This window comes from Streptomyces sp. NPDC048211 (assembly GCF_043202315.1).
Taxonomy (GTDB): domain Bacteria; phylum Actinomycetota; class Actinomycetes; order Streptomycetales; family Streptomycetaceae; genus Streptomyces.
This window is the reverse complement of the sequence record NZ_JBIDAD010000003.1, coordinates 250,229-273,838: the sequence shown is the minus strand read 5'-3', so window position 1 is coordinate 273,838 and position 23,610 is coordinate 250,229. Positions and strand designations below refer to the sequence as shown.

Annotated in this window: 17 protein-coding genes; 7 read left to right on the top strand and 10 right to left on the bottom strand. The window is 71.0% G+C overall.

Annotated features, from left to right (window positions below):
• Positions 1–586: 586 nt before the first annotated feature.
• The 9 genes from ACGFZA_RS13980 to ACGFZA_RS13940 form a co-directional block, all read right to left on the bottom strand.
• Positions 587–1,360, bottom strand: a complete 774-nt coding sequence (locus tag ACGFZA_RS13980; RefSeq protein ID WP_385272104.1) for a phosphatase PAP2 family protein — start codon at positions 1,358–1,360, stop codon at positions 587–589.
• Positions 1,361–2,314 (bottom strand): YihY/virulence factor BrkB family protein, encoded by a 954-nt coding sequence (locus tag ACGFZA_RS13975; protein ID WP_385272107.1) that lies wholly within the window; start codon positions 2,312–2,314, stop codon positions 1,361–1,363.
• Positions 2,315–4,069 carry a diacylglycerol kinase family protein gene (locus tag ACGFZA_RS13970; RefSeq protein WP_385272110.1) on the bottom strand — a complete coding sequence of 585 codons (1,755 nt, stop codon included), beginning with the start codon at positions 4,067–4,069 and terminating at the stop codon, positions 2,315–2,317.
• Between the two features lie 390 nt (positions 4,070–4,459).
• Positions 4,460–5,707 (bottom strand): PP2C family protein-serine/threonine phosphatase, encoded by a 1,248-nt coding sequence (locus tag ACGFZA_RS13965; RefSeq protein WP_393679051.1) that lies wholly within the window; start codon positions 5,705–5,707, stop codon positions 4,460–4,462.
• 2 nt (positions 5,708–5,709) lie between these two features.
• Positions 5,710–6,510 carry an alpha/beta fold hydrolase gene (locus tag ACGFZA_RS13960; RefSeq protein ID WP_393679050.1) on the bottom strand — a complete coding sequence of 267 codons (801 nt, stop codon included), beginning with the start codon at positions 6,508–6,510 and terminating at the stop codon, positions 5,710–5,712.
• Between the two features lie 240 nt (positions 6,511–6,750).
• Positions 6,751–9,831 carry an alpha-mannosidase gene (locus tag ACGFZA_RS13955; protein WP_393679049.1) on the bottom strand — a complete coding sequence of 1,027 codons (3,081 nt, stop codon included), beginning with the start codon at positions 9,829–9,831 and terminating at the stop codon, positions 6,751–6,753.
• Between the two features lie 74 nt (positions 9,832–9,905).
• Positions 9,906–10,922, bottom strand: coding sequence for a LacI family DNA-binding transcriptional regulator (locus ACGFZA_RS13950; protein WP_385272122.1), 1,017 nt, complete (start codon positions 10,920–10,922; stop codon positions 9,906–9,908).
• Between the two features lie 55 nt (positions 10,923–10,977).
• Positions 10,978–11,904 (bottom strand): ROK family protein, encoded by a 927-nt coding sequence (locus ACGFZA_RS13945; RefSeq protein ID WP_393679048.1) that lies wholly within the window; start codon positions 11,902–11,904, stop codon positions 10,978–10,980.
• On the bottom strand, positions 11,901–13,613 hold the full coding sequence (locus ACGFZA_RS13940) for a class I mannose-6-phosphate isomerase (RefSeq protein ID WP_393679047.1): 1,713 nt from the start codon (positions 13,611–13,613) through the stop codon (positions 11,901–11,903). Before ACGFZA_RS13940 ends, ACGFZA_RS13945 begins: the two co-directional genes overlap by 4 nt.
• Positions 13,614–13,883: 270 nt before the next feature.
• Here ACGFZA_RS13940 and ACGFZA_RS13935 point away from each other — a divergent pair, with 270 nt between their 5' ends.
• The 5 genes from ACGFZA_RS13935 to ACGFZA_RS13915 all read left to right on the top strand — a co-directional run bounded on the left by ACGFZA_RS13935 (position 13,884) and on the right by ACGFZA_RS13915 (position 21,399).
• Entirely contained in the window at positions 13,884–15,200 is a 1,317-nt protein-coding gene (locus ACGFZA_RS13935) for an ABC transporter substrate-binding protein (RefSeq protein ID WP_393679046.1), read from the top strand.
• Positions 15,197–16,138 carry a carbohydrate ABC transporter permease gene (locus ACGFZA_RS13930; protein WP_393679045.1) on the top strand — a complete coding sequence of 314 codons (942 nt, stop codon included), beginning with the start codon at positions 15,197–15,199 and terminating at the stop codon, positions 16,136–16,138. The genes ACGFZA_RS13935 and ACGFZA_RS13930 overlap by 4 nt, the downstream gene beginning before the upstream one ends.
• Positions 16,139–16,140: 2 nt before the next feature.
• A complete protein-coding gene (locus ACGFZA_RS13925; protein ID WP_385272137.1) occupies positions 16,141–16,971 on the top strand; it encodes a carbohydrate ABC transporter permease in 831 nt (276 codons plus the stop codon).
• A gap of 73 nt (positions 16,972–17,044) precedes the next feature.
• Positions 17,045–18,220 (top strand): glycoside hydrolase family 76 protein, encoded by a 1,176-nt coding sequence (locus ACGFZA_RS13920; protein ID WP_393679044.1) that lies wholly within the window; start codon positions 17,045–17,047, stop codon positions 18,218–18,220.
• 89 nt (positions 18,221–18,309) lie between these two features.
• Positions 18,310–21,399 carry an alpha-mannosidase gene (locus tag ACGFZA_RS13915; protein WP_393679043.1) on the top strand — a complete coding sequence of 1,030 codons (3,090 nt, stop codon included), beginning with the start codon at positions 18,310–18,312 and terminating at the stop codon, positions 21,397–21,399.
• A 41-nt stretch (positions 21,400–21,440) separates the two neighbouring features.
• Here the strand turns inward: ACGFZA_RS13915 and ACGFZA_RS13910 are convergent, their stop codons facing one another.
• Positions 21,441–22,322 (bottom strand): oxygenase MpaB family protein, encoded by an 882-nt coding sequence (locus ACGFZA_RS13910; RefSeq protein WP_393679042.1) that lies wholly within the window; start codon positions 22,320–22,322, stop codon positions 21,441–21,443.
• A 282-nt stretch (positions 22,323–22,604) separates the two neighbouring features.
• On the opposite strand from ACGFZA_RS13910, the gene ACGFZA_RS13905 reads away from it, so the two are divergent.
• Complete coding sequence (locus ACGFZA_RS13905; RefSeq protein WP_385272149.1) at positions 22,605–22,985, top strand: VOC family protein; 381 nt, start codon at positions 22,605–22,607, stop codon at positions 22,983–22,985.
• Positions 22,986–23,065: 80 nt separating this feature from the next.
• Positions 23,066–23,500, top strand: coding sequence for an SRPBCC family protein (locus tag ACGFZA_RS13900; protein WP_385272152.1), 435 nt, complete (start codon positions 23,066–23,068; stop codon positions 23,498–23,500).
• Positions 23,501–23,610 lie beyond the last annotated feature (110 nt).

The following is a 23,610-nucleotide window of genomic DNA, read 5'->3' as shown; positions in this document are numbered from 1 at the left end:
TGCCGGACATCCTCGGCGTTCAGCAGCGAGCACGCACTCGCCTCCGCGGCGGCACGCGTAGTTCTCTCAGCGCTGTCGGCGGGCTCGGCTGTCGAGCAGCCCGCCACGGCGAGCATCCCTGCCAGGAGCAGCGCGGGACTGAGCCCGTTTTTGAGGCCCCGCGCCTCCGCGATCGTGGCCACCGCACCCTTCCGGTTCACGTCGACTCCTGGAGCACCGGTGGGACGGTGGAGACCGGCCACGTCCGAGCCGGACGCCGGGTGCCTCCATGCGTCGGCCGGCCGACAGGACGGTGCCGGGCCGCGCCCCGTCCGGCAGGATCCCCCACGTGGCCCCGCATCTGCCGCGATCGACAGACATGACAGCAGGTATCCGGTCCATGACCTCGTGTGCACAAGGGGTGATCCGGACAGGGGGCACGGCACCGATCAGTCCCGAGCCGGTTCGCGCTCCGTGAGGCGGCCCCGGAGAGGCGGCCGTCGGCAGGGCACGGTGAGGCGGCATGCGTGCGGGCGGATCGAGGAGTCACGTGGGCGACCTAGGGAGGGGCGTGCATGCCACGGCCCCTGGTGCCGCCGCCCCTTGCTCACCGTTCCGGGGCGGCCTCGTTCAGTTCGGGCTCCAGGCCTTCGGCCACCGCGCTGCGGCGACGGCCGGAATCGGCGCGCCAGGCCTCGAACGCCCAGGCAGTCGACGCCACCACCGCGAGACCGAGGAGCCAGCCGCCGACCACATCGCTGAACCAGTGGACGCCGAGCGCGACCCGGGTGAAGCCCACGCCCACCACCGACAGCACCGACACGCTCCAGCAGAGGGTTCTCAGCCAGCGACGGTGTACCAGCGGCAGCAGGGCGAGCATCAGGATGGCGAACGAGGTGGTGGCGGTCATGGCATGCCCCGAGGGGAAGGAGAAGCCCGGTGCACGGGCCACCGGGTCGTCCAAAGAGGGCCTGGCCCGCTCGACCACGGTCTTGACCAGCAGCCCGGTCAGGGCACCCGCCACCGCCGTCACGGCGGACCAGGCGGCCAGCCGCCAGGCGCGGCGCCGGAGCAGCCAGGCCGTCAGCAGGGCCACCGCGCAACGAAGCGTCGCCGGATCCCAGACCCAGTCGGACAGGAAACGGAGCGCGCCCGTCCACGCGGGGTGTGCGAGCGCGGTCTCGTGCAGGCGCCGTGCCGCACCCGCGTCCATGACGCGCAACGGCCGCCAACGGCCCTCGACGAGGACGAGAAGAAGACCGAAGGGCACCGCGGAGAGGGCGGCGACGGCGACCGCGCCGGACAGCCGGACACCGAATCTGCGGTCGGCCGCTCGGGCGCGGCGCTCACGGAGTAGCGACCCTGTCGCTCGTACGACCATTCATGCTCCCGGATCGGGGTGGATGGGACCGGGCCGACGGGCACGGGCGGCCTCCAGCTGCGCGGCGAAGGAGAGGCCGAAGAACAGGGCGATGGAGGTCAGATAGGCCCAGAGGAGCAGCGACATGAAGGCGCTCAGCGGGCCGTACACGGTGTCGAAGGACCCGCTGACCGAGAGATACAGGCTGAGCAGCCAGGTCAGGACGGTCCACAGCACCAGGTAGACGGCCGCTCCGAACGCCAGCCACGTGTAGCCGGGCTGCCTGCGACGAGGAGAACGGCGGAAGATCGCGCTCGCGGAGATGAGTGCGAGCAGCAGCCCGCACGGCCAGCGCAACAGGTCCCAGGAGTGCCCGGCGCCCTCGCCGAGCCCGTAGACCGTCACGGCGGCCGCGGCCAGGTCGCCGCCGACCACCATCAGGATGAACCCCAGACCCAGGGGGATCCCGGCAGCCAGCGCCATCACCAGTCCGCGGAAGTACTTCTGGTGGAAGGGGCGGTCACGTTCGACACCGTAGATCCGGTTGGCGCCGCGTTCGATCTGGCACATCGCCGTGGTGACGTTCACCAGCGAGAAGGCCAGGCCGAACCAGAGCGTGAGCTGCGAACCCTCCCCGGCGCGTCGCCGGCTGCGGTCGAGCGCGTCGTCCACGACCTGGGCACTCGGCCCGGCGGCTATGCGGTGGATGGTCAGTTCCGTCAGCCTTCCCACGTTCTCCGTGTGCAGGGAGGCCGACAGGCCGACGAAAGCGATGACGAGCGGTATGACGGCGAGAACGGTCTGCAGGGCCAGCGCGCGGGAGTGGCTGAATCCGTCGGCGTAGCGGAAGCGGATGAAGGAGTCACGCACCAGGGCCCAGCGGCCGTAGCGGCGCAGCGAGGCCAGTGCCTCGTCGGCGGAGAGTTCGTCCCCCGCCATGTCGCGGGTCTGCGGTACCCGGGTCGCGGTGCCCATTCACTCGCCCCCCGACGGCAGGAGCACGGTCAGCGCCCCGGGCTCGACCTCGGCGACGAGCAGCCGGCCCGGCCCCGCCGGATCTCCGTCGATCTCGCGCGGCTGCTGCGGAGCGAAGCGGAGTTCGGCGCGGCGGAACGTGAAGTACTCCACCGGGATGCCGGCGGCCTCGCCGTCGGCGGGCGGGAAGCTGCCCTGCGCGGAGGGGCGGGGCGGTGTCGAGCGGCCGCGCAGCAGGATGCCGAGGGCGCGCAGCCAGCCGGTGGGGCCGTGCGGATCGAAGACGGCCAGATCGAGGAGCCCGTCGTCGGGCTCGGCGGCCGGGACGAGGGCCGCGCCGCCCTGCACCCTGCCTATGTTGGCGAGGAGCACCATGCGGGCGGTGCGGTGCAGGACCGGCCCGTGGTCCAGCCGGATCGATACGGACATCCGGGGTGCTCGCAGGCTGCTGACGCCCGCCACCACGTAAGCGGGCCAGCCGATGACGGACTTCGCGCGGTCTCCGGTGTTCTCCAGCATCGCGGCGTCCAGTCCGGCGCCGGCCATGGCGGTGAAGCGGGTGGCCGGGAGTCCGTCGCCCTCGATCCGGCCGAGATCGATCCGGCGAGCGCCGCCCGACAGCGCGGCGGACAGGGCGTCCGCGGGGTGCAGGGGCAGGCCCAGGTTCCGGGCCAGCAGGTTGCCGGTGCCGCACGGCACCACGGCCAGGCCGACTCCGGTGCCGGCCAGGGCGTCCGCCACCGTCCGGACCGTTCCGTCGCCGCCGCAGACCACGACCAGCGCCGCGCCGCCGCGGACCGCGGCCGCCGCCTGGCCGCCGCCCGGGTCGTCGGCGGTGGTGGAGACGAACTCCACGGAGTGGCGGCCGTGTTGTTCCAGGACCAGCCGCACGGTCTCGCGTTCCGCGTCGTCGGTCACGGTCGGATTGACGATGACGACGGTGTGGCCCGCCACGGGTTCGGAGCGTTCCTCCGCCGCCTTCAGGGCGACCTCCATGGCGTTCGACGGCGCAGGGGCGGGACTGTTTCCGTCGGTCAGCAGGGCACGGCCGACGATCAGGAGCGACAGGCTGCCGTTCAGCAGTCCGCCGAGGACGTCCGTAGGGTGGTGCATCCCCCGGTAGAGGCGTGCGACCGCCACGAGCAGGGGCACGAGCATCAGCAGTGCGCCCACCACTTTCCGCCGACGGCCCCGGATACGGGAGAGGGCCAGAACGGCGAGGCCCGCGTAGAGAGCCGTGGCGGCGCCCGTGTGGCCGGAGGTGTAACTGGCCGTCGGTGGTGAGGCGTCGAGGCGGTCCACGTCCGGCCGGTCACGGTCCACGGACGTACTGATGACCAGGAACACCAGCGCCTGGAGCGATACGGAGACGGCGAGGAACACCGCCTCCCGCCACTTCGGCAGCCGGGGTATCAGGATCAGTCCCAGACAGGCCAGGACGGTGATGATGATCACCGTGGCGGTGTTGCCCGCCTCCGACGCCATGAGCGACGCGTCGTTGAGGCCGCCGTTGCGCAGGTGCTCGAAACCCTCGTTGACGCGGTCCTCAGCGGTCAGGGGCCACATGCCGGCGGCGGGTCCGGTGATCAGGAGACCGAGGCCCACCATCAGGGCCGCCTGGCAGACGGTCATCGCACCGATTCTGGCGGCGGCCGGGCCGCTGCCACTGGTCAGGGCGGGGGACCGCCCGGGCCGGCGGACGGCACCGGGCGGTGTGGACCTGCGGACCGGTCTTTCCGGCAGGGCGGTAGGCATGGCGCTCCCGTGTTCGGTACTGCGCGACAGCTGCGGTGGTCGGGCGCTGGCTCGGCCCTTCCGGTGCTCCGTCGTCTGCCCCGAGAACCGCCCGCCAGGCATGCGCACCGTGCCTGGCAGCGGGGGCGCGCCCAGGACGTGTCCGCGATCAAGGGCCCGACGGCGGGGACAGGGCGCGCCGGGGAATGTGCCCGGCCGCCGAGGCGCCGACAGCTGAGACACGGCGGGAGCGCGCACGGTGGCTTCGGCTTGAGGGGACGGCCGGTCCATGAGGCGTGCGGCAGGGGTGGGGCGGGCTCGGACCGGTCCGGGCGGCGGCCCGGTGCCCGGACCGGCCGGAGCGACCACGCACCTCGGGCCGGATCTGTCCGGGCGCCGGCTCCGGAGCGCCTATCGTCCGGCCGGGGGCACGCTCATCGCCAGGAGCGCGGTGTCGTCGTCGCGACCTTCGCCGAACGAGTCCAGGAGCTCGATGAGGGCCTCGACGACGTCGGTGGCCGAGGTGGGTGCGAGCGCCCGGGCGAAGTCCAGGAGCTCTTCGTCGCCGTACCGTTCACCCGCGTTCGGGGTACGCGCCTCGATCAGACCGTCGGTGTAGAGCAGCAGCGTGTCACCGGGACCCACGTCCATGGTGACCGTGGTGAACTGGGCGTCCGGCACCACTCCGGCCAACTGGCCGCCCGGTGTGGGCCGGTAGTCGGCACTGCCGTCGGCACGCAGAAGCAGGGCAGGCGGGTGCCCGCCGCCGGCCAGGACGATGTGGAATCCTGTGCCGTTCCGCCCGGGTGTCAGCAGACCGAAGACCACTGTGCAGAACCGCGGTTCCTCCTCCTGCGTCCGCTGGTTGAGCGCGGTGTTGAGATTGGCCAGGACGGTGGCCGGTACCGGATCGGAGACCGCTGCGGCGCGCAGGGTGTACCGGGCCAACGACGTCACCACGGCCGCGTCGACGCCCTTGCCGCGTACGTCTCCTATGAAGAAGCCCCAGCGGCAGTCAGCCAGGGGGAACAGGTCGTAGAAGTCCCCGCCCACCTCGTCGGAAGAGGCGAAGTGGTAGTGCGCGGCAACCTCCAGACCCGGAACCGGTTCCAGAACCGGCGGGAGCAGGGTGCGCTGGAGCGTCGTGGCGAGGCGCTGGAGTCGTTCGCGGTCGCGCTCCGCTTCTCCGCGGGAACGCAGGAGTTCACGCTCGTACGCGCGTCTGTCACGGGCGTCCAGAAGGGTCGTGCGGATCAGCAACGGTTCGCCGTCGCGGTCCTGTTTGACGGTGGAGGTGACCAGGACGGGCAGCCGGCTGCCGTCGGCGGCCTTGAGCTCCAGCGCGATGCCGCTGACCTCGCCCTGCAGGCGCAGCAGCGGTGAGAAGTGCGTCTCGTGGTACAGCCTGCCCCCGACGGTCAACAGGTCGGGGAACTTCCTGCGGCCCACCAGCTCCTCCCGGCGGTAGCCGAGCCATTTCAACAGGGTTCCGTTGACCTTGGCGATCCGCCCGTCCATCAGTGTGGAGAGGTAGCCGCACGGCGCGTTCTCGTACAGGTCCTCCGCACTGTCCTCCAGCAGGGCGGAGAACGACAGCTGTTCCTGGTCACGGTCGCCCGCCGCCCACAGTCCGTCGGTCTCCTCGCCGCCCGGGCCCACCGCTACGGCCCCTGGACGAAGGCGATGATCGCCTCGGCCGTCTCCTCGGGGGCGCTCAGCTGGGGGCAGTGGCCCGTCGAGTCCAGGGTGACCAGCCGACTGCCCGGGATCTGCGCGTGGACGAAGGCACCCACCTCACGCGGGGCGATCGTGTCGCGTGCACTCTCGACGACGAGGGTCGCCACGGTCACCTCGGCGAGGTCCGCCCGGTTGTCGGAGAGGAAAGTGACGCGCGCGAAGACCCGGGCGATCTCCGGATCCGTTCGGCAGAAGCTGTTGGTCAGCTCCTCACCCAGCTCGGGGCGCTCGGGGGTTCCCATGATCACCGGTGCCATGGTCGCGGACCAGCCGAGGTAGTTGCTGTCCAGCGACTCGAGGAGTTCGTCGATGTCCTGCTCGCTGAATCCGCCGCGGTAGTCACCGTCGTCGATGTAGGAAGGCGAGGGGGTGAGAAGGATCAGTTTGTGGAAGAGCCCGGGCTCCTGCGTGGCGGCAAGGACGCCGATCATGGAACTGACCGAATGCCCGACGAACGTCACGGGCCCGAGGCCGAGCTCCCGGCATATCTCGATGACATCCTGCGTATAGCCGTCCAGAGTGGAGTACCGCTCGGGGCTCCAGGCGGACAGATCGGAGCGCCCCGCTCCCACATGGTCGAAGAGGACCACCCGGAAGTGTTCCTCCAGCGCGGGCGCGACGAGACGCCACAGATTCTGATCACATCCGAATCCATGGGCCAGCACGACCACCGGGCCGCCCTCCCGGCCCGTCACCGATATGCGGTTCCTCGTCCGGACGTCCATGGGGACATCCTGACACTCTCCGCACGTGACGGCCTGCTCAGCCGGAGAAGGGCGGCCCACCGGCACCGGCAGGGCGGCCGGAGTCCGCGCATGCTCTCCGGCCGTCCGTTGCCGGCCCCCGACGGGTTCACTGAACGTTCCCCCACGTCACAGAGAGCTCGCACGTCACCGGGCCGTGGAGTCCGCCGGCTCAGCCCTCCCGTCCTCGGCGGCAGGGCGAGCCCTTCATGACTGCCGGCCTCAGCGCGCGCCGGCAGCCGCGACCTCCTGGCCGGCAGGTACCAGGCGCAGGGTGAGAATCTGGAACGGCCGCAGCGACAGCGTGACGTCGGACCCGTGGAAGGTCACGGCGGGCTCACCCTCCAGGTCACGTTCCAACAGGTCCGTGATCCGTGCGGAGACCACGGCGAATCCGGCCCTGAGGGTGGCCCGCACGCGTCCGCCCCTGGACTCGTAGAGGCGCACGACCACGTCTCCCGAACGGTCGTCCGCGAGTTTGACCGCCTCGACGACGACGCCGTCCTCATCGATCCGCACCAGGGGCTCGACAGCGGCACCACCGGGGACGGCGCGCTCGGGCAGATTGAAGTGGTACCCCTCGCGGATCGCGTCGTGGATGTCCGCGCCGAGGACCAGCGCGTAGCGCAGCCGGTGTTCCCCCCGGTCGCAGTCGGGGTCCGGGAAGAGCGGGGCACGCAGGAGAGAGATCCGGGCCGTCGTGGTGGTTCCGCCGTCGGGCCGCACGTCCCGTGTCACATCGTGGCCGTAGCTGGAGTCGTTGACCAGGGCAGCGCCCCAGCCGGGCTCCGCGAGGTGCAGGTAGCGGTGGGCACAGATCTCGAACCGGGCGCTGTCCCATGAGGTGTTGGTGTGCGTGGGGCGCCGCACATGACCGAAGGGGATCTCGGCGCTGGACTCCGCAGCCCGTACGTCGAGCGGAAAGGCGGCCTTGAGGATCTTCTCGCACTCCTGCCAGTCGACGTCCGTCTCGATGTCGAGACGGCGGCTGCCCTCGTCGAGTCGCAGCACCTGGGTGATGCGGGAGGCGTTGAAGGTGCGCACCACCCGTACGCCGCAGGCGACGGCGCCGACCTCGTCCGCCTCGGTCAGGTCGCGCACGGTGTTGCGGTAGAACGCGTCGACGTCCCAGGCGTCCCACTGGTTCGGGAAGTCCTGGTGGAGTTGGAGGAGGTTGCCGACCGTGCCGGGCGCGAGCGCCTCACGTCCGGCCGTCACGTCGAGGGCGGAGGTGACCAGGCCCCGGGCGTCCACCGTGATGCGTACGAGGCCGTTATCCAGGACGAACCCGCCGTCCCCGGTGGGCCGGGCGGGGACCGGGCGGGCAGCCTGCCGACGCGGTGAGGCGCCCAGCGCGGGAACGCCGTCCCGGGCGTGCGGCGCCGCGTTGAACACGGTCTCACCGCCCGTCCCGTCGCCGCCCGCCGCGAGGCTGCGCTGAGCGGTGTCGATGACCTCGCCGAGCTCCCGGGCCACCTCCGCGTACGTCTCCTCGGCCTCGCGGTGCACCCAGGCGATCGACGTACCGGGCAGGATGTCGTGGAACTGATGGAGGAGCACGGTCTTCCATACCCGGTCGAGCAGCTCGTACGGGTAGGGCCGGCCGGCACGCATGGCCGCGGTCGCGGCCCACAGCTCGGCCTCCCGGAGCAGGTGTTCGCTGCGCCGGTTGCCCTGCTTGGTGGCGAGCTGGCTGGTCAGCGTGCCGCGGTGGAGCTCCAGGTAGAGCTCGCCGACCCAGACGGGGGCGTCCGTGTACTCCTCCCGGGCCTTGGCGAAGAACTCCGCGGGGCCCTCCATCTCCAGCCGGGCCGAGCCTTCGAGGTCCTCCAGCCTTCGCGCGCGTGCCAGCATCTCGCGGGTGGGACCACCGCCGCCGTCGCCGTAGCCGAAGGGGACCAGGGAACGGTTGGCCGCGCCCTTGTCCCGGAAGTTGCGCTCGGTGTGCCCGATGTCGGCGCCGGAGAGATCGCCGTTGTAGGAGTCGACGGGAGGGAAGTGGCTGAAAATGCGGGTGCCGTCGATGCCCTCCCACCAGAAGGTGTGGTGCGGGAACGCGTTGGTGGTGTTCCAGGAGATCTTCTGCGTGAGGAACCACTCGATGCCGGCCAGCTTCATGAGCTGGGGCAGGGCAGCGTTGTATCCGAACGTGTCGGGCAGCCACATGTCCTTCGTCTCGACCCCGAACTCCTCCAGGTAGAAACGCTTCCCGTGCACGAACTGCCGGACCAGCGACTCCCCGCCGGAGAGATTGGTGTCGGGCTCCACCCAGAGGCTGCCGGTGGGCAGGAACTGCCCGGTGCGCACCTTCTCGACCACCCGGGCGAACACCTCGGGCCGCTGCTCCTTGAGCCAGGCGAGCTGCTGCGCCTGCGACATGACGAAGCGGAAGCCGGGGTGGTCGTCCATCAGGGCGGTGACGTTCGCGACGGTCCGGGCCGCCTTGCGGACCGTTTCGCGTACGGGCCAGAGCCAGGCGGTGTCGATGTGCGCATGGCCCACGGCGGAGATGCGGTGGGCACTCGCGTGTGCGGGGGAGGCCAGCGCGGGAGCGAGGATCTCACGGGCGCGCGCGGCACTCTTGCCGATGTGCTGGAGATCGATGACGTCCAGGGCACGGTCCACGGTGTGCGCCAGTTGCCGGCGCCGACTGGAGTCCTCGGCCAGTTGGTGCATCAGACCGCCGAGCACGTCCAGGTCCTGCACGAGTTCCCAGACGACGGAGTCGAAGACGGCGAGGTCCATCCGGTTCAGCCGGTAGAGCGGCTCGTCCGGTGCGCTGCCGCCGTGCAGCCAGGGGGCGACACCGCCGGACCGGGTCGGGACGAAGGGGTCGCCCCCGGCGCCCGAGTCGAAGATCACCGGGTTGGCGGCTGCCTCGACGTAGTAGACGAACTCCTCGCCTCCGCAGGCGCGTTCGGTGATCGGCAGCCATGCGTTGCGGGGGTTGAGCGCCTTGACCGGCGTTCCGTCGGCGCGGTACACGAGGCCCTCGGCGGAGAAGCCCGGCTGCGTGGTGCCGAACCCGAGGTCCAGCACCGCCTCGACGCGCTGTCCGGCCCAGGCGGCGGGAACCGTGCCGCTGATCCGGAACCAGCTGGTGGACCAAGCCGGTCCCCATGCCGCGCCGGTGCGGACCGGTTCGTACGGTGCCGCGATCCCGTCGGACACGGGCACGGGTTCGCCGCCGACCTCCCATATCGCGATGTCCAGGGGCAGGCTCTCGCGGTACACCGCGGGCCGCAGGCGCAGGTCGAGTACGCGGGCGAGCCGGCGTTCGGTGACCGTTCGGTCGTGATGCATGGGGTCCTCCGTGAGGGATGTACGGGGAGGCGAAAGGGCATGCCGGTGCCGTGGAAGGGGCGGCAGGGGCTGAGTCAGTGCGTCCCGTAGCGGATGACGTGGGTGGGTACGACGGTCCGGCGGGCGGGGATCGGCTCGGCGGCCGAGCCGTTGATCCGGTCGATGAGCATCTGGCCCGCCCGCCGTCCGATCTCGTCGGCGTCGTACGAGACGATGGTCAGCGGCAGACCGAGGACGTCGGCGAGGTCGAAGTCGTCGAAGCCGGCCAGCGCGACCGGTCGGTCGAGCGCCCGCACGGCGCGGATGGCTCCCTGCGTCAGGCGGTTGTTGGTGCAGAAGAGAGCCGTCGGTGCGTCGGGTGCGTCCAGCAGCGCGCGTGCGGCGGCCTCGGCGGTGGGCACGTCGGTGAGCCCGCGCCGTACCTGGCTCTCGGCGGGCTCGATCCCGGCCGTCTCGTGGGCGGCCCAGTACCCGCGGAACCGTTCCGCGCCGGTGTACAGGGCGGGTGGATTGCCCAGGAAGCCGATCCGGCGGTGGCCGTCGGCGATGAGCTGTCCGGTGGCCTGCTCGGCGCCGCCGAAGTCGTCGACCAGGACGCAGTCGGCGTCCATCCCGGCGGGCGGCCGGGATGCCAGGACGATCGGCATGCCGCGCAGCGCCGCGGGCGCGAGATGGCGGTGGCTGCTGCCGGCCGGAACGACGATCATGCCGTCGACCTGACGGGACGCCAGGTCCTCCACGAGCCCGCGTTCCCTGTCGACCTGCTCCGCGGTGTTGCTCAGCAGCACCCGCAGGCCGTGCTCGGACGCCACCTCCTGCACACCCAGAGCCAGACGTGAGTAGAACGGGTTGGCCAGGTTGGTGACGACCAGTCCGATCATCCCGCTGCCGCCCAGACGCAGACTGCGCGCCGTCTCGTTGCGCCGGTAGCCGAGCGCCTCGACGGCGGCGAGCACGCGCTCCCGCGCGGCCTCGCTGACCCGGGCGTCGTTCTTGAGTACCCGGGAGACCGTCATGGCACTGACGCCGGCCCTCGCGGCCACGTCGCGCATCGTCGGGGCGCCGGCGTCGCCCGACCGGTGCTGTGCCATGGGTGGTTCTCCTGCGGGTTCGTCATGCGGCCGATGGGGTGCGAACGCCGTCATTCTAGGTCCGCACCGGGGGAGTGCCGGCGGACGTGCGCAGAGCCCAGTGGGCGGCGCCGATGAGCGGTGCGTCGGCAGGGCGAAGGGCCGTGACGGTACGGGGCGCGGCCCCCGCCGCCCACGACTCGAAGCCGTCCCGGACGGCGGGTCCCACGAGGTCCCAGGATCCGGTCATCGACCCTCCGACGACCAGGAGGTCCGGGCGGAACCTCTCGCACCAGGGCGCGAGCGCCCGGCCGAGCGCACCGAAGCAGTGCCGGACCGTCCGCAGGGCGTGTGCGTCACCGGAGCGGGCCGAACGGGCGATGTCGTGCACGTCCGGGAGGCGGTGGGCGTCGGGAATCCTGGCAGCCTCGGCGTAGAACCTGCGGATCGCACGCCGCGAGACCACCTCCTCCAGGGGGAGCCCGTCGACGGCGAGCCGGTGGGCCCTGCCGCCGGGCGGTACGTCGGGGCCCTCCACCACCGGGTGTCCGCCGTCCAGGAAGGACGAGCCGACGCCGGTGCCGAGCGTGAGGCACACGGCACGGCGTCGGCCGACGGCCGCGCCCGCCCGGTATTCGCCGATGGCGAAGGCGTCGGCGTCGTTGAGGAAGCTGATACCGCTGGGTTTCCCCGGGAGCCGTCCGAGCAGTTCCGCGCCCACGTCCACGCCGTGCAGCGACTCGAACTTGCCGATTCCCCGGAAGCGCCCGATGCCGGCGGCGTAGTCGAAGGGGCCCGGTATCGCGACGCCCCAGTGTGCGGCCGCCGGGACCTCCACGCGGTCGGCGACCGCGGCGATCGCGTCGAGGAGTTCACCGGCCGGCGCGTCGGCGGGCACCGGCTGCCGTACGGCCGAGAAGGGGACGGGCAGCCCGGCCCCGGTGTCGATGACGGCGGCCGTCACATGGGTTCCGCCGATCTCCAGTACGGGAACGTGACTCATACCTGCGTCACCAGGGACTTCACCACGTGCACCGGCCGGCTGCCGACGGGGTGCAGCCGGTACGGGCCGACCGACGCGGGCACGGTGAGGGTCTCGGCGAAGGCGAGGTCGTGACGGAGACCGCCGGAGGTCTCCACGACCACGCCGTCACCCGCCGAGACGTTGAGGATGTGGAAGCGGCCCTCGGTGTCGTCCTCGGCGGCCTCGGGTCCCTCGATCACGAAGCGGTGCACCGCGTAGAACATGTCGGGCAGCGCACCCACGACCTCCTCGCGCCAGCCCTGCCCCTCGCGCAGGGTCCGCGGCTGCTGGACGAGGTCCTTCAGGACGTCGTCGCCGCGCCGCGAGGTGTCGAGGTTGGCGAACCCGTGCGCGTAGGAGAGCGGTCGCGGCGCACCGGAGGTTCCCTTGCGCAGCCAGTCGTAGAAGCGCAGGGAGTAGAGGTAGGGCGTGGCGCTGATCTCCAGGACCAGATTGCCCTCCCCGGACGCGTGCGGAGTGCCCGCCGGGATCATGAAGAGCTGCCCGGTGTCCGCCGGGTGCCTCATGACGTGGTCCTCGACGCGCAGCGGGAGCCCGTCCGCCGCCGCTGCCTCCACCTCCTTGCGCATGACGTCCACGTCCGTACTGTCCCGCAGGCCGAGATAGACCTGTGCACCGGGTTCGCTCGCGGTCACGTAGTACGTCTCGTGCTGGGTGTACGGCCAGCCGAACGTCTCCCGCATGTACCGCTCCCGCGGATGCAGGTGCAGGGACAGGTTGCCCCCGCCGACGGTGTCGAGGTAGTCGAACCGGATGGGGAAGGACGTGCCGTAGCGGCGGTGGACGTCGGGGCCGAGGAACTCCTCGGGGTGGAGTTCGCAGAGCAATTGGAAGGGCAGTTCCACCTGGGCCGCCTCGTCCTGGCCGACCAGGATTCCCGCTTCGGGGGCGATGAGCTCGTAACCGAGGGCCGTGTTGCCGCCCCGTGGCTCGAAGCCGAGCTCCCGCACGCCCCACTGTCCGCCCCACGGCGTGGAGTTGAAGAAGGGGCGGGTCCGGACGGGTCCGGTGGCCAGTGCGGCGAGAGTGGCCCGCACGGCGGCGCCGTCCAACGAGGCGGGGCCCTGCTCGCCCTGGAGGTCGACCCACCGGTCGACCCGGTGAGCCAGGGCGTCGCGGTGGCGGTCGCCGACGGGCCAGTCGGTGTAGAAGAGGCTGCGCAGCTCACCGGGGATGCCGGGGCGGCCGAGGTTGGCGCCGAGCGGCAGATCACCCCGGGTGACGGCCTCCTCGGCGTACCGCTTGGGCAGGTCGGCCCACCACAGCAGGTCGGGCTCGGAGAGTGCGGCGCCCGGACCGAACACGAGAAGGACGCCGGAGTGCGGGCGCGGCTGGACGGGGGGCGTCTCGAAGAGGTCGCTCATGGAGAACTCGGCGAGGGGCAGGAAGAACGGGTCCGCGCCGGCGCCCGGGACGCAGAGCCGTTCGACGGCCGCCGCGGACCAGAGATCGCGCACGTCGCACAGGGTGACCTCGCTGCCCCGGGCGCGCAGAGCGGCCGCGAGGGAGCCGGCGGCCGCCTCCCAGTCCAGTGCGGCCGGCCCGTCGAGGGCGAGGACCGTGGAGGCTGTCGGCAGGTCCGCCGCGGCGGCCGCCCAGCCGGTGATGACGGTGCCGCCGGTGGCGGCGTACCGAGGGTTGCGTTCGTAGGGACGAGGCTGATGCACAGGAGCTCCTGAGGACGGGGACCGGCAAGCAGGTGAATGGTATCGATAACACGCAGCGCGAACAAGATGTGTAGTGCAGTGGCTCGCCTATCTTGCTGTTGAAGTGCGGATTTACGTGTATCGAAGAGAAACCCTTGTTTCGATCTCGTGGTGTCGTTAACATCCTGGCAACCCGGAGCGCGGAGACGAACGAGTGCGCGCATCCGGTGGATCTCCACACCGCACCCCAGAGCCACGGATCCCCGCCGGGATCCGGAGGGAAGTGAACCCATGAGATCAACCGGCGAGACGACAGAGCAGTCGTCTCCCCCGCTCCGCCGGCGCACCGTGCTGGCCGGCCTCGGCGCCGGAGCGGCTGCCGTGCTGGCCGGAGGCTGCGCACGGGGTGACAGCACCGCCTCGATACCGGGCACCACGTCACTGGCCAATGACAACGCCACCTGGGACGCGGGATACGTGTCGGCCGGGCGCGAGCTCAAGACGCTCACCGGCTACGCGCTCCGCCCGCTGTCCAACCCCAACCCCACCGCCTACACCCAGGTCACGCAGATCTCCCTGCAGACGACCAAGGCGACGGACCTGATCAAGTGGCAGTCGGGCTACAACCTCAAGCAGCTCGCCCGTACCGGAAGCCTCAGCGACCTGACCCGGATGTGGGACGCGTACGAGCGCAAGGGCTGGGTGACCCCGTCCCTGCGCGACGCGATGTCCTACCGGGGCGCCGTGTACGGCGTGCCTCTCTACCAGTCGTACTACGTGCTGTTCTACAACACGCGGTTGTTCGACAAGCACGGACTGCGGGCGCCGGACACCTGGGACGAGCTGCTGCACAACGCGGAGGTGCTCAAGAAGTCCGGCGTCACCCCGTTCGTCGCCACCCAGAGCGGCAACTGGCCCGCGTACGAGTGGTTCGAGGAGCTCATCAGCAAGGTCGATCCGGTCTTCTACGCCGACCTGATCGCGGGCCGGGCCCGGTACACCGATCCGCAGGCGCACAAGGCCATGCAGATCTGGCAGGACTTCATGAAGAAGGGCTGGATGACCCCGGCCGACTTCGACCAGAACAACGGGCCCGCCGCGCTGAAGACCGGCAAGGTCGGCATGTTCCTGCACGGTTCCTGGCAGTCGCAGGGACTGGCGGCGGCGGGGATGAAGCCGGGAGAGGGCTTCGACGCCTTCGTCCTGCCCCCGGTCGACTCCTCCACGAAGCGATCGGTGATCACCGAGGCGGGCGTCCTCGCCGTGCCCGAGAGGGCCGTGTCGCACGACGCGGCCATGGCCAACGCCGGCCACTGGCTGCACCCCTCGGTCCAGCGGGTGTGGACCGACTTCCTCCAGGACGGCTCGGCCAACCCGAAGGCGGTCACCTCCAACCCCGTGCTCGCCCGCCTCAGGAAGAGGGCGCTGCGCGAGCACTGGACCGAGCTGCCCCGCTACGGACAGTCCGGGCCGCCCAATCTCATGCAGGGAAACACCGACGACCTGGGCGCCTTCATGACGCAGGCCATGTCACCCGAGGCGACTCTGCGCAGCATGGCGAGCCGGGCCTCCAAGGAATGGGCTGCCTGGAACAAGGACGAATCATGACATCGGCAGTCGACAGGCGCCCCGCGACGGCCCCCTCACCCGTCCCGCCGCCCCGCACGCCCATCCGTACACCCCCGCGCAGGCTGAGGGACAGGCTGGCCGGGGCCGGCTTCCTGGCACCCGCCGTCCTGCTGGTCGCCGCCCTGCTCCTCGCCCCGTTCGCGGTGACGCTGTACCGAAGCTTCTTCGGCGACGGCAGGGTCTCCTCCTTCACCTGGCTCACCAACTACGGGCTGTTCCTCAGCGATCCGGTCCTCGCGAAGTCCATCGAGAACACGCTGATGTGGGTCGTCGGCACCGTTGCCCTCCCGCTGGTCCTGGGCCTGGGCATCGCGGTGATGACCAGTCGGTCCGGGTGGTCGCGGGTGGCACGGCTGCTCGTGGTCCTGCCGTACGCGATCTCCGGATCGGCCGTGGCCGTCGTGTGGAACTTCATCCTCACCACGGACGGTGCGGCGAACCAGGCCCTCCAGGCGCTCGGTCTCGGCTCGTTCGCCCAGACCTGGCTCCTCGAATGGCCGGGCAACACCCTGGTCATGATCGTCGCCAACACCTGGCAGTCCACCGGTGTGGCCGTGATCCTCTTCCTGGTCGGTCTTCAGACCATCCCTCCGGAGACCCTGGAGGCCGCCTCCCTCGACGGCGCCGACGGTCTGCGGAAGTTCTGGTACGTCGTCATGCCCCAGCTGCGGACCGTGTCCGTGATCGTCGTCGGCAGCAGCCTGGTCAACGGGCTGAAGTCGTTCGACCTCATCTGGGTGCTGACCCAGGGCGGTCCCGGCCGGAACTCCGAGACCCTCGCGGTCTCGATGTACCAGGAGACGTTCCTCGCGCTGCGTCCCGGCGCCGGGGCGGCGGTCGCCGTCGTCCTCACCGTCATCGTGCTGCTGGCCTCGTGGCTGTATCTGCGGCGCCAGCTGACCCCGAAAGGCGCATGAGCATGACCACCCGCCGTATCTCCGCCGGAACCGCCGTCCGTAACACGGTCCTGGTCCTCGTCTCACTCCTCTGGGCCGTGCCCACCTGGCTGCTGGTGGTCAACGCCCTGGTGCCGGCCGCCGAGTACGGCGGCAGCCCGCACTGGCTGCCGCACGGGGGCTTCGGCCTGTTCGACAACATGTCGCAGGCATGGACCCGGGCCAGGCTGGGCCCCGCGATGGGCAACAGCCTGCTGTACGCGGTGACCAGCTCGGCCGCGGCCATCGTCGTGGCCACGACCGCGGCCTTCGCCACCGTGATCATGCCCGTGAAGCGCAAGGCCCTGTGGTTCTGGCTGATCTACTCGGGCACGCTGCTTCCTCTCCAGGTGTTCCTGCGGCCGCTGTTCCTCGCGTACGCCCGCACCGGCCTCTACGACGCCCAGATCGGCCTGTTCCTCGTCTACGTCGCCGTGGCGATCCCCTTCGCGTACTTCATCATGCGCAACTTCGCCCAGACGCTGCCCGGCGAGGTGATCGAGGCCGCGCGGCTGGACGGCGCGTCCTGGTGGCGGGTCTTCTGGCAGATCCATGTGCCGCTGTCCAGGTCCGCGATGGTCGCCGCGTTCGTCTTCCAGTTCGTCGCCGTCTGGAACGACCTGCTCTTCGGGATCACCCTGTCCACCAGTCGCAACATCCGCCCGGTGATGGCCGCGCTCGCCGAACTCCAGGGCAACTACTCCAACGTCGGGCCCCCGGTCGTGCTGGGCGGAGCTCTGCTCGTCTCGCTGCCGACCGTCGTCCTGTTCTTCTCCGCGCAGCGCTTCTTCGTCAGCAGTCTCAAGCTCGGCTGATCCCGGCCGAGGCCGTACGCACCCGTCCCCGCACCGACGCCCCGAGCCGAACCCCGAAAGGCAGGCACCCCCGGTGAAGATCCCCGCCCGCACCGCCCTCGCGCTGGCCGCCGCCCCGCTGCTGTGCACCGCCCTCGCTCCCGCGCCCGCTGCCGCCGCACCGCCGGCGACGGGCCCGTGGAAGGACCGCGCGGTCCACACGTACGACGCACTCCAGAAGCACCTGTACCAAGGAGCGGCCGACCACGGCCTGTACCGGGAGAAGACCCCGAGCCCGAGCACCGACAACGCCCACTCCTACCTCTGGCCCCTGCGCGAGGCGGCGGCCGCGACGGTCGGTATGGCCGGCCTTCCGGGCGCGGGTGACACCTACGCGGCGGACGCGGCCGAACGCTTCGCCACCCTGGAGCTCTACTTCGAACCCCGCGACGGCCGCCCCGGCTACGACTCGTACCTCCCCGCCCCGCTCGGACAGGGCGGCGACGTCTTCTACGACGACAACTCCGTGGTGGGCCTGTCGCTGCTGGACCAGTACCGCGCCACCGGGAACACCACGTACCTCCACCGGGCGGAGCTGACCTTCGACATCGTCAGCCGCGGCTGGGACGACGACCCGGCCAAGGCGTGCCCCGGCGGGATGGACTGGGTCGACTCCCCGGCCAACACCATGCGCGCCGCCAATGTGACGGGCCTGGCCGCGGAACTCGCGGCCCGACTCCATCAGGAGACGCACAAGAGCGTCTATCTGGCCAGCGCCCGGAAGTGGTACGAGTGGAACTGGTCCTGCCTGCGCGAGTCCCCGGGCCTCTACCGCAATAGCCGCGGCGACGACGGAACCATCAACCCCACCCTGTGGACCTACAACTCCGGGGCCATGATCGGTACCGCGACGACGCTGTACCAGGTGACCGGGGACCGCTCCTACCTCAAGCGTGCCGTTCAGGACGCGGACGGATCGCTCGCGTACTGGAAGCAGGGTGAGCGCCTGCACGACCAGCCGGCGATCTTCAACGCCATCTACTTCGACAACCTCCGGATCCTGGCCGCAGAACACCCCGGCCAGGGTTACCTGCAGGTGGAGAAGGCGTACGCGGAACGCACCTGGAAGGAGAACCGGGACCCGTCGAACGGTCTCTTCCGCTTCCAGCCCTCGGGCGGCGGCGACTACGACGCGTCCGCCCCCGCGGAGACCCTCGAACAGTCCGCGATGGTCCAGATCTTCGCGGGCCTGGCCACCGACGGCTCCTGACCCCGCACACCCCGCGGTCCGCCCCACGTTCCACCCCGCCCCCGAACACACCGAACCGGCACACCACGCCAGAGCGGAGAACCCTCTCCATGCCCCGCCCCGACCTGTCCCGCCCTTCCTGGTGGGACTCCGACATCGCCCGCGACATCCTGCGCGACCGCGGCGTGAGCGCCACCGGCGTTCTCGGCGGACACGCCGTCAGGTTCTCCTGCGAGCCACTGCTGCGTCATGACGGCGACGGCGGACTCCTGCAGTCCGTACGGGTGGGGGCCGGCCGTCCCCTCACACGGGCCCACGTGACCACCCTGTCCGGTACGCCCCTGCGCTGCGAGCTGATACCCGGCCCCGACGGCGATACCCGGCTGCTGGTCCCCGAGGCCGACTCGCCCCTCCCGGTACGGGTGGAGCTGCCCGAACTGGCGCCGGGTGAGCACATCGAGGTGCTGCTGACCCCGCAGCGGCACTGGACGCTGCACCTGGTGCAGCACGCCCACCTCGACATCGGATACACGGACCCGCAGGGGACGGTGCTCGCCGAGGGCCGCAAGTACCTCGACTCCCTTCTCGAACTGTGCCGTGCGACGGACGACCGGCCCGACGCGTCGAAGTTCCGCTGGGCGGTCGAGGGCTTCTTCAGCTTCGAGAACTGGTCGCAGAACCGTCCGCCGGAGCAGGTCGCCCGGTTCCTGGAGCGGGTGCGCGAAGGCCGTATCGAGCTGACCGCGATGCCGTTCAACCTGCACACGGAGACCTGCTCCACCGACGAGCTGCACGAACTCCTGCGCCCCGTACGAGAGTTGCGTGAACGGCACGGGATCGACATCACCACAGCGATGCAGACGGACGTCCCCGGGCAGGTCGTCGGACTGCCCGACGTACTCGCGGACAGCGGCATCCGCTACCTCTCGGTGGCGCACAACTGGGCCGGCCGGGCGGTGCCCCACCACACCGGCGGAGGCGAACTGCCCAGGCTGTTCCGGTGGCAGGCGCCGAGCGGTCGCAGCGTGCTGGTGTGGCGCACGGACACCCCGCACGGCCTGGCGTACATGGAGGGCTCGATCCTGGGCTTCGACGAGTCCTTCGACCGGGTCGACGACCTCCTGCCCCCCTACCTGTCGGCACTGGCCGCCCATCAGTACCCGCACGAGGGGCGCGGCATCCCCGGATTCCCGGTCCTGGACGAGGAGTTCAAGGGCGATCCGTACCCCTGGGACATCCTGCACCTGCGGGTGCTGGGGAAGTTCGCGGACAACGGCCCGCCGCGCCGCGTCATCGCGGACACCGTGCGCCGGTGGAACGAGGAATGGGCCTTCCCCACCCTGCGCACCTCCAGCAACGAGGACTTCTTCGTCGACGCGGAAGCCCGTTACGGGGACCGGCTGGAGACCTTCGAGGGCGACTGGAGCGACTGGTGGGTGGACGGCGTCGGCGCCGGTGCCGTCCCGCTCGCGGCCACCCGTGACGGTCAGGCGGCGCTCGCCGACGCCCAGACAGTGGCCGGGCACGCGGAGATCCTCGGTGCGGCGGCGGCCGGAATCACCGCGTCGGCTCCCGAGGTCTACCGGGCCGCCTCCCTGTTCAACGAACACACCTGGGGCGGCGGTGACCCCTGGACGCACGGCGACCACGGCCATGCGTCCGGCGAACGGCAGTGGCACTGGAAGTACGCGCAGGCGCTGCGTGCCCACGATGACGCGAAGACGCTGCTCGACGGCGCCGGTGCGGCACTCGGCGGCCGCCTCTCGCCGCGTGCGGGCACCGCGGCCGGCTACTACGTGACCAACACGTGCAGCTGGCCCCGTTCCGAGACGGTCCGGCTGTTCCTTCCGGAGAGCACGGTCCCGCTGGAAGATCCGGTCCGTGTGCTCGACGCGCGCGACGGCTCGGTGCTGCGGTACACCCAGAAGGCCCAGACGAACGAACTGCACCGGGCCGCCGGACGATTCCTTCTGTTCCGGCTGGCCGACGTGCCCGCGCACGGGGCTGTCCGCGTGGACATCGTCGCGGGGGAGGAAACAGAGGCGGCCGCCGCGACCGGCGCCGCGGAGCCCACCGTGCTGGAGAACGAGTTCCTGCGGGTGAGCGTGGATCTGCGTGCCGCGTGGATCGGCTCCGTCATCGACAAGCGGACCGGCCGGGAACTGGTGCGGCAGGACGCGACGCTCGGCCTCAACGGATACGTGTACGACGAGTACGCCACGGCCGGCGGCTTCAACCATCAGTCCAGCAAGACCACGGCGAACGGGTCGATGCACCTGCTCGCCTCCCGGACGGCCGCCCCTCCGGCCGCGCTGGTGGACCGCTTCGGCGACGCCACCGGGGAGACGCTGATCTACGAGTGCGCGCCGGCCGGCACGGACCTGCTGAGGGTGCGCGTACACCTCCCGCACGGGCAGGCGCGCATCGATCTGGAGAACCGGATCGTGAAGGGCGCGACCCTGACCAAGGAGAGCGCGTTCTTCGCCTTCCCCTTCGCCATGCCAGAGCCGGTCGTCCGCATGGAGGCCACCGGCGGGATGACGGGCACCGGTCTTCCGACGGTGCCGGGATCGGCGCGCCACATGCGTGCCGTACGGCGCTGGGTGAGCTTCGAGGAGGAGGCCCTGGTCGCCGCCGTGGCCACGCAGGACGCCCCGTTGGTGCAGGTGGGCGGGATCGCGATTCCGTACGCGCCCTACCCGCAGTCGCTGGCCCAGGACGAGCCGGGCACCCTCTTCTCCTGGGTGCACAACAACATCTGGGACACCAATTTCCCCTCCGAGCAGGCATTCGACCACGTGTTCCGCTACAGCGTGGCTTTCGGGCACGCCCCGCACACCACCGGCCCCGAGCTGGGTATGCGCACGGCCGCTGCCGGCAGCCGCCCCCTGCTGGCCGTGCGCGCGCTGGGCGAGGAGAACGCCGGGCCGGACGCCTCCTACGAACTCCTGACGGTCGGAGATCCGCGCGTGCGCGTCGTGGGGCTGACGGTTCCCGCCCCGGGACAGGTGCTGGTCAGGCTCCAGTCCTACGCGCAGGAGCCGGTCGCCTGCCGGATCACCCCCGGCTTTCCCGTCACGGAGACCGTGGCGGCCGACTACCTCGGCGCGGCCGGTGAGCTCCTGGAGCCGGATGCGGAGGGCGCGACGACGCTCGACGTGCCGACGCTGGGAACGCGGGCGGTGCTCCTGCGCCTCTGAGGCGGTTCATGAGGCGGGGCGGGCGCGAGGTACGGCGGCGGTCACGCCGACTGCACGGGCGGGCGGGAGGGCGCCATCGCCCAGCGAATCGCGGCGGTGAGCGCTCGCCCGGTCGGGGTCACGCACGCCTCGGCGAGAGTGGGAAGCCGGGGCAGCTCCAGTGACGTACGGGCCCACCGGGGGAGGGCGGCGACGGAGTTCGCGGCGAGGACGGCATAGGGGGCTCGGGCAGCCCAGGGCAGGGGCGGGTGCAGCAGAATGAAGCGTGCCGCCTCGCGGGCTTCCTTCGTCGGGCGCAGTTCACCCCGGTAGTCCCCGAGGCGGGCAGCGAGTTCCCGGCGGTTGCGCGGAGGGTCGGTGACGCCCAGTGCCTGCGCCACTCGCGCCGTGTCGGCGATGTAGCCGTCGTACCCGGCCGCATCGAGCGGTTCTGCTCCGAACCGCTGGTGGGCGAGCAGGAAACTCTCGACCTCGGCCACATGGACCCAGCCGAGAAGGTGCGGATCGGCGGCGTGGTAGGACTCCCCGCGCGGGGTCGTCCCGCGCACGCGGCCGTGTACGGCACGGACGTGGTCGACCGCCTGCTGCGCGTCGTCCGCTGTTCCGTACGTCGTCACGGCGAGGAAGGTACTGGTGCGCTGGAGCCGCCCCCAAGGGTCGCCCCGGTAACCGGAATGAGCCTCCACGGCGGCCATGGCCAACGGGTGCAAGGACTGGAGCAGCAGGGCCCGGAGCCCACCGATGAACATCGACGCATCACCGTGGACCGCGCGAATCGGCCGGTCCGGGCCGAACCAGCGGGGGCCGGGCTCTCCGTGGATGCGGGCGCGGTTCTCCGGCCCTGCGGGACCTGCGACCTGGGCGAATATCGCGCTGCCCAGTCGTGCCCGCAGGCCAAAGGCGGCACGCGTGGACGAGTCCATAAGGCCAGTATGCGCTCACGGCCGGTGCCGGCCGGCGCGCACCGGTGCAGTCAGCGGAGGGGAAGCCATACACAGAGCCATGGCCGCGCCGATGGCGTCCCGGGTTCCTCCCCCCATGCCGACCCCATGCGGAACGATCCGTACGCCTCACCACGAGGGCTCGCACACAAGTGCCGGACTCCTCGGACCGTCGTTCCGTCCGGCCGCCGGGTGTGCGGCCCTCGGGTGCGGGTACGCGGAACGACGTCCGGAGCCCGGATCCCGCGAAACAGGAGGATGGCCATGGCGGTGCCGAAAACGAGCGTGCTGGTGCTGGACTGTGCGGAGCCGAGGGAACTGGCCGATTTCTACGCCGTGTTGCTCAACGCGGAGGTTCACGTCGGTCACGATCTCGACACCGTCGAAGTCGTGGGCCACACGGGGGTGCATCTCGCGATCCGCAGGGATCACGGTTACGCGCCCCCCAGTTGGCCGCGCCCCGATGACTCCCAGCAGGCCCACCTGCGCATCCTGGTGGCACGTGAGGACATGGACGAGGCGGAGCGCGAGGCGGTCGGTCTCGGCGCGCGTCCCATGGACACGAAGAACAACGGGGGCGTCCGGGACACGCGCCTCTACTCCGATCCCGCCGGGCATCCGTTCGCGCTGGCCACACCTGCCTGATACGCCGGACGGACCCCCCCTGTCGCGATGTGCGGGAACGGGCTCTGTGATCCCGCGAAGAACCTACGAAGGGAGACCTCATGTCCTCCTCGATCGTCGAGACCGTCGACATCAAGGCCCCGGTGGCCATCAGCTGGGCACTGTGGAGCGATGTGGCGCAGTGGCCCAGGTTCCTGAGCCATGTCCAGCGCGTCGATCCACTGGACGAGCGCCGTTTCGCCTGGCAGCTCGCCCTGCCGGGGGCCGAGAAGAGCTTCGTCGCTGAACTCACCGAGGTAGTGGCGGAGGACCGGATCGCCTGGAAGACGACGCAGGGCGTGCACCACGCCGGCGTCGTCACCTTCCATCGGCTGGACGACGAATCGAGCCGGCTGACCCTGCAGATCGAATACGACCCCCAGGGATTCATCGAGCACGTGGGAGCCCTCACCAATCTCGACTCGGTTCTGGCCAATTACGACCTCGGTGAGTTCCAGAGGCTGGCCGAGCGGCTCGCCGTGGGCGACCTGTACTGAAGGATCTGTCGCAGGACAGCGACAGCGGGGCGGTCTCCCGGCGAGCGGCCACGATTTCCGCACCCGCTCCTACCCGGTCGGCAAAGCGGACCGGGTGAACCCCGGAGCCT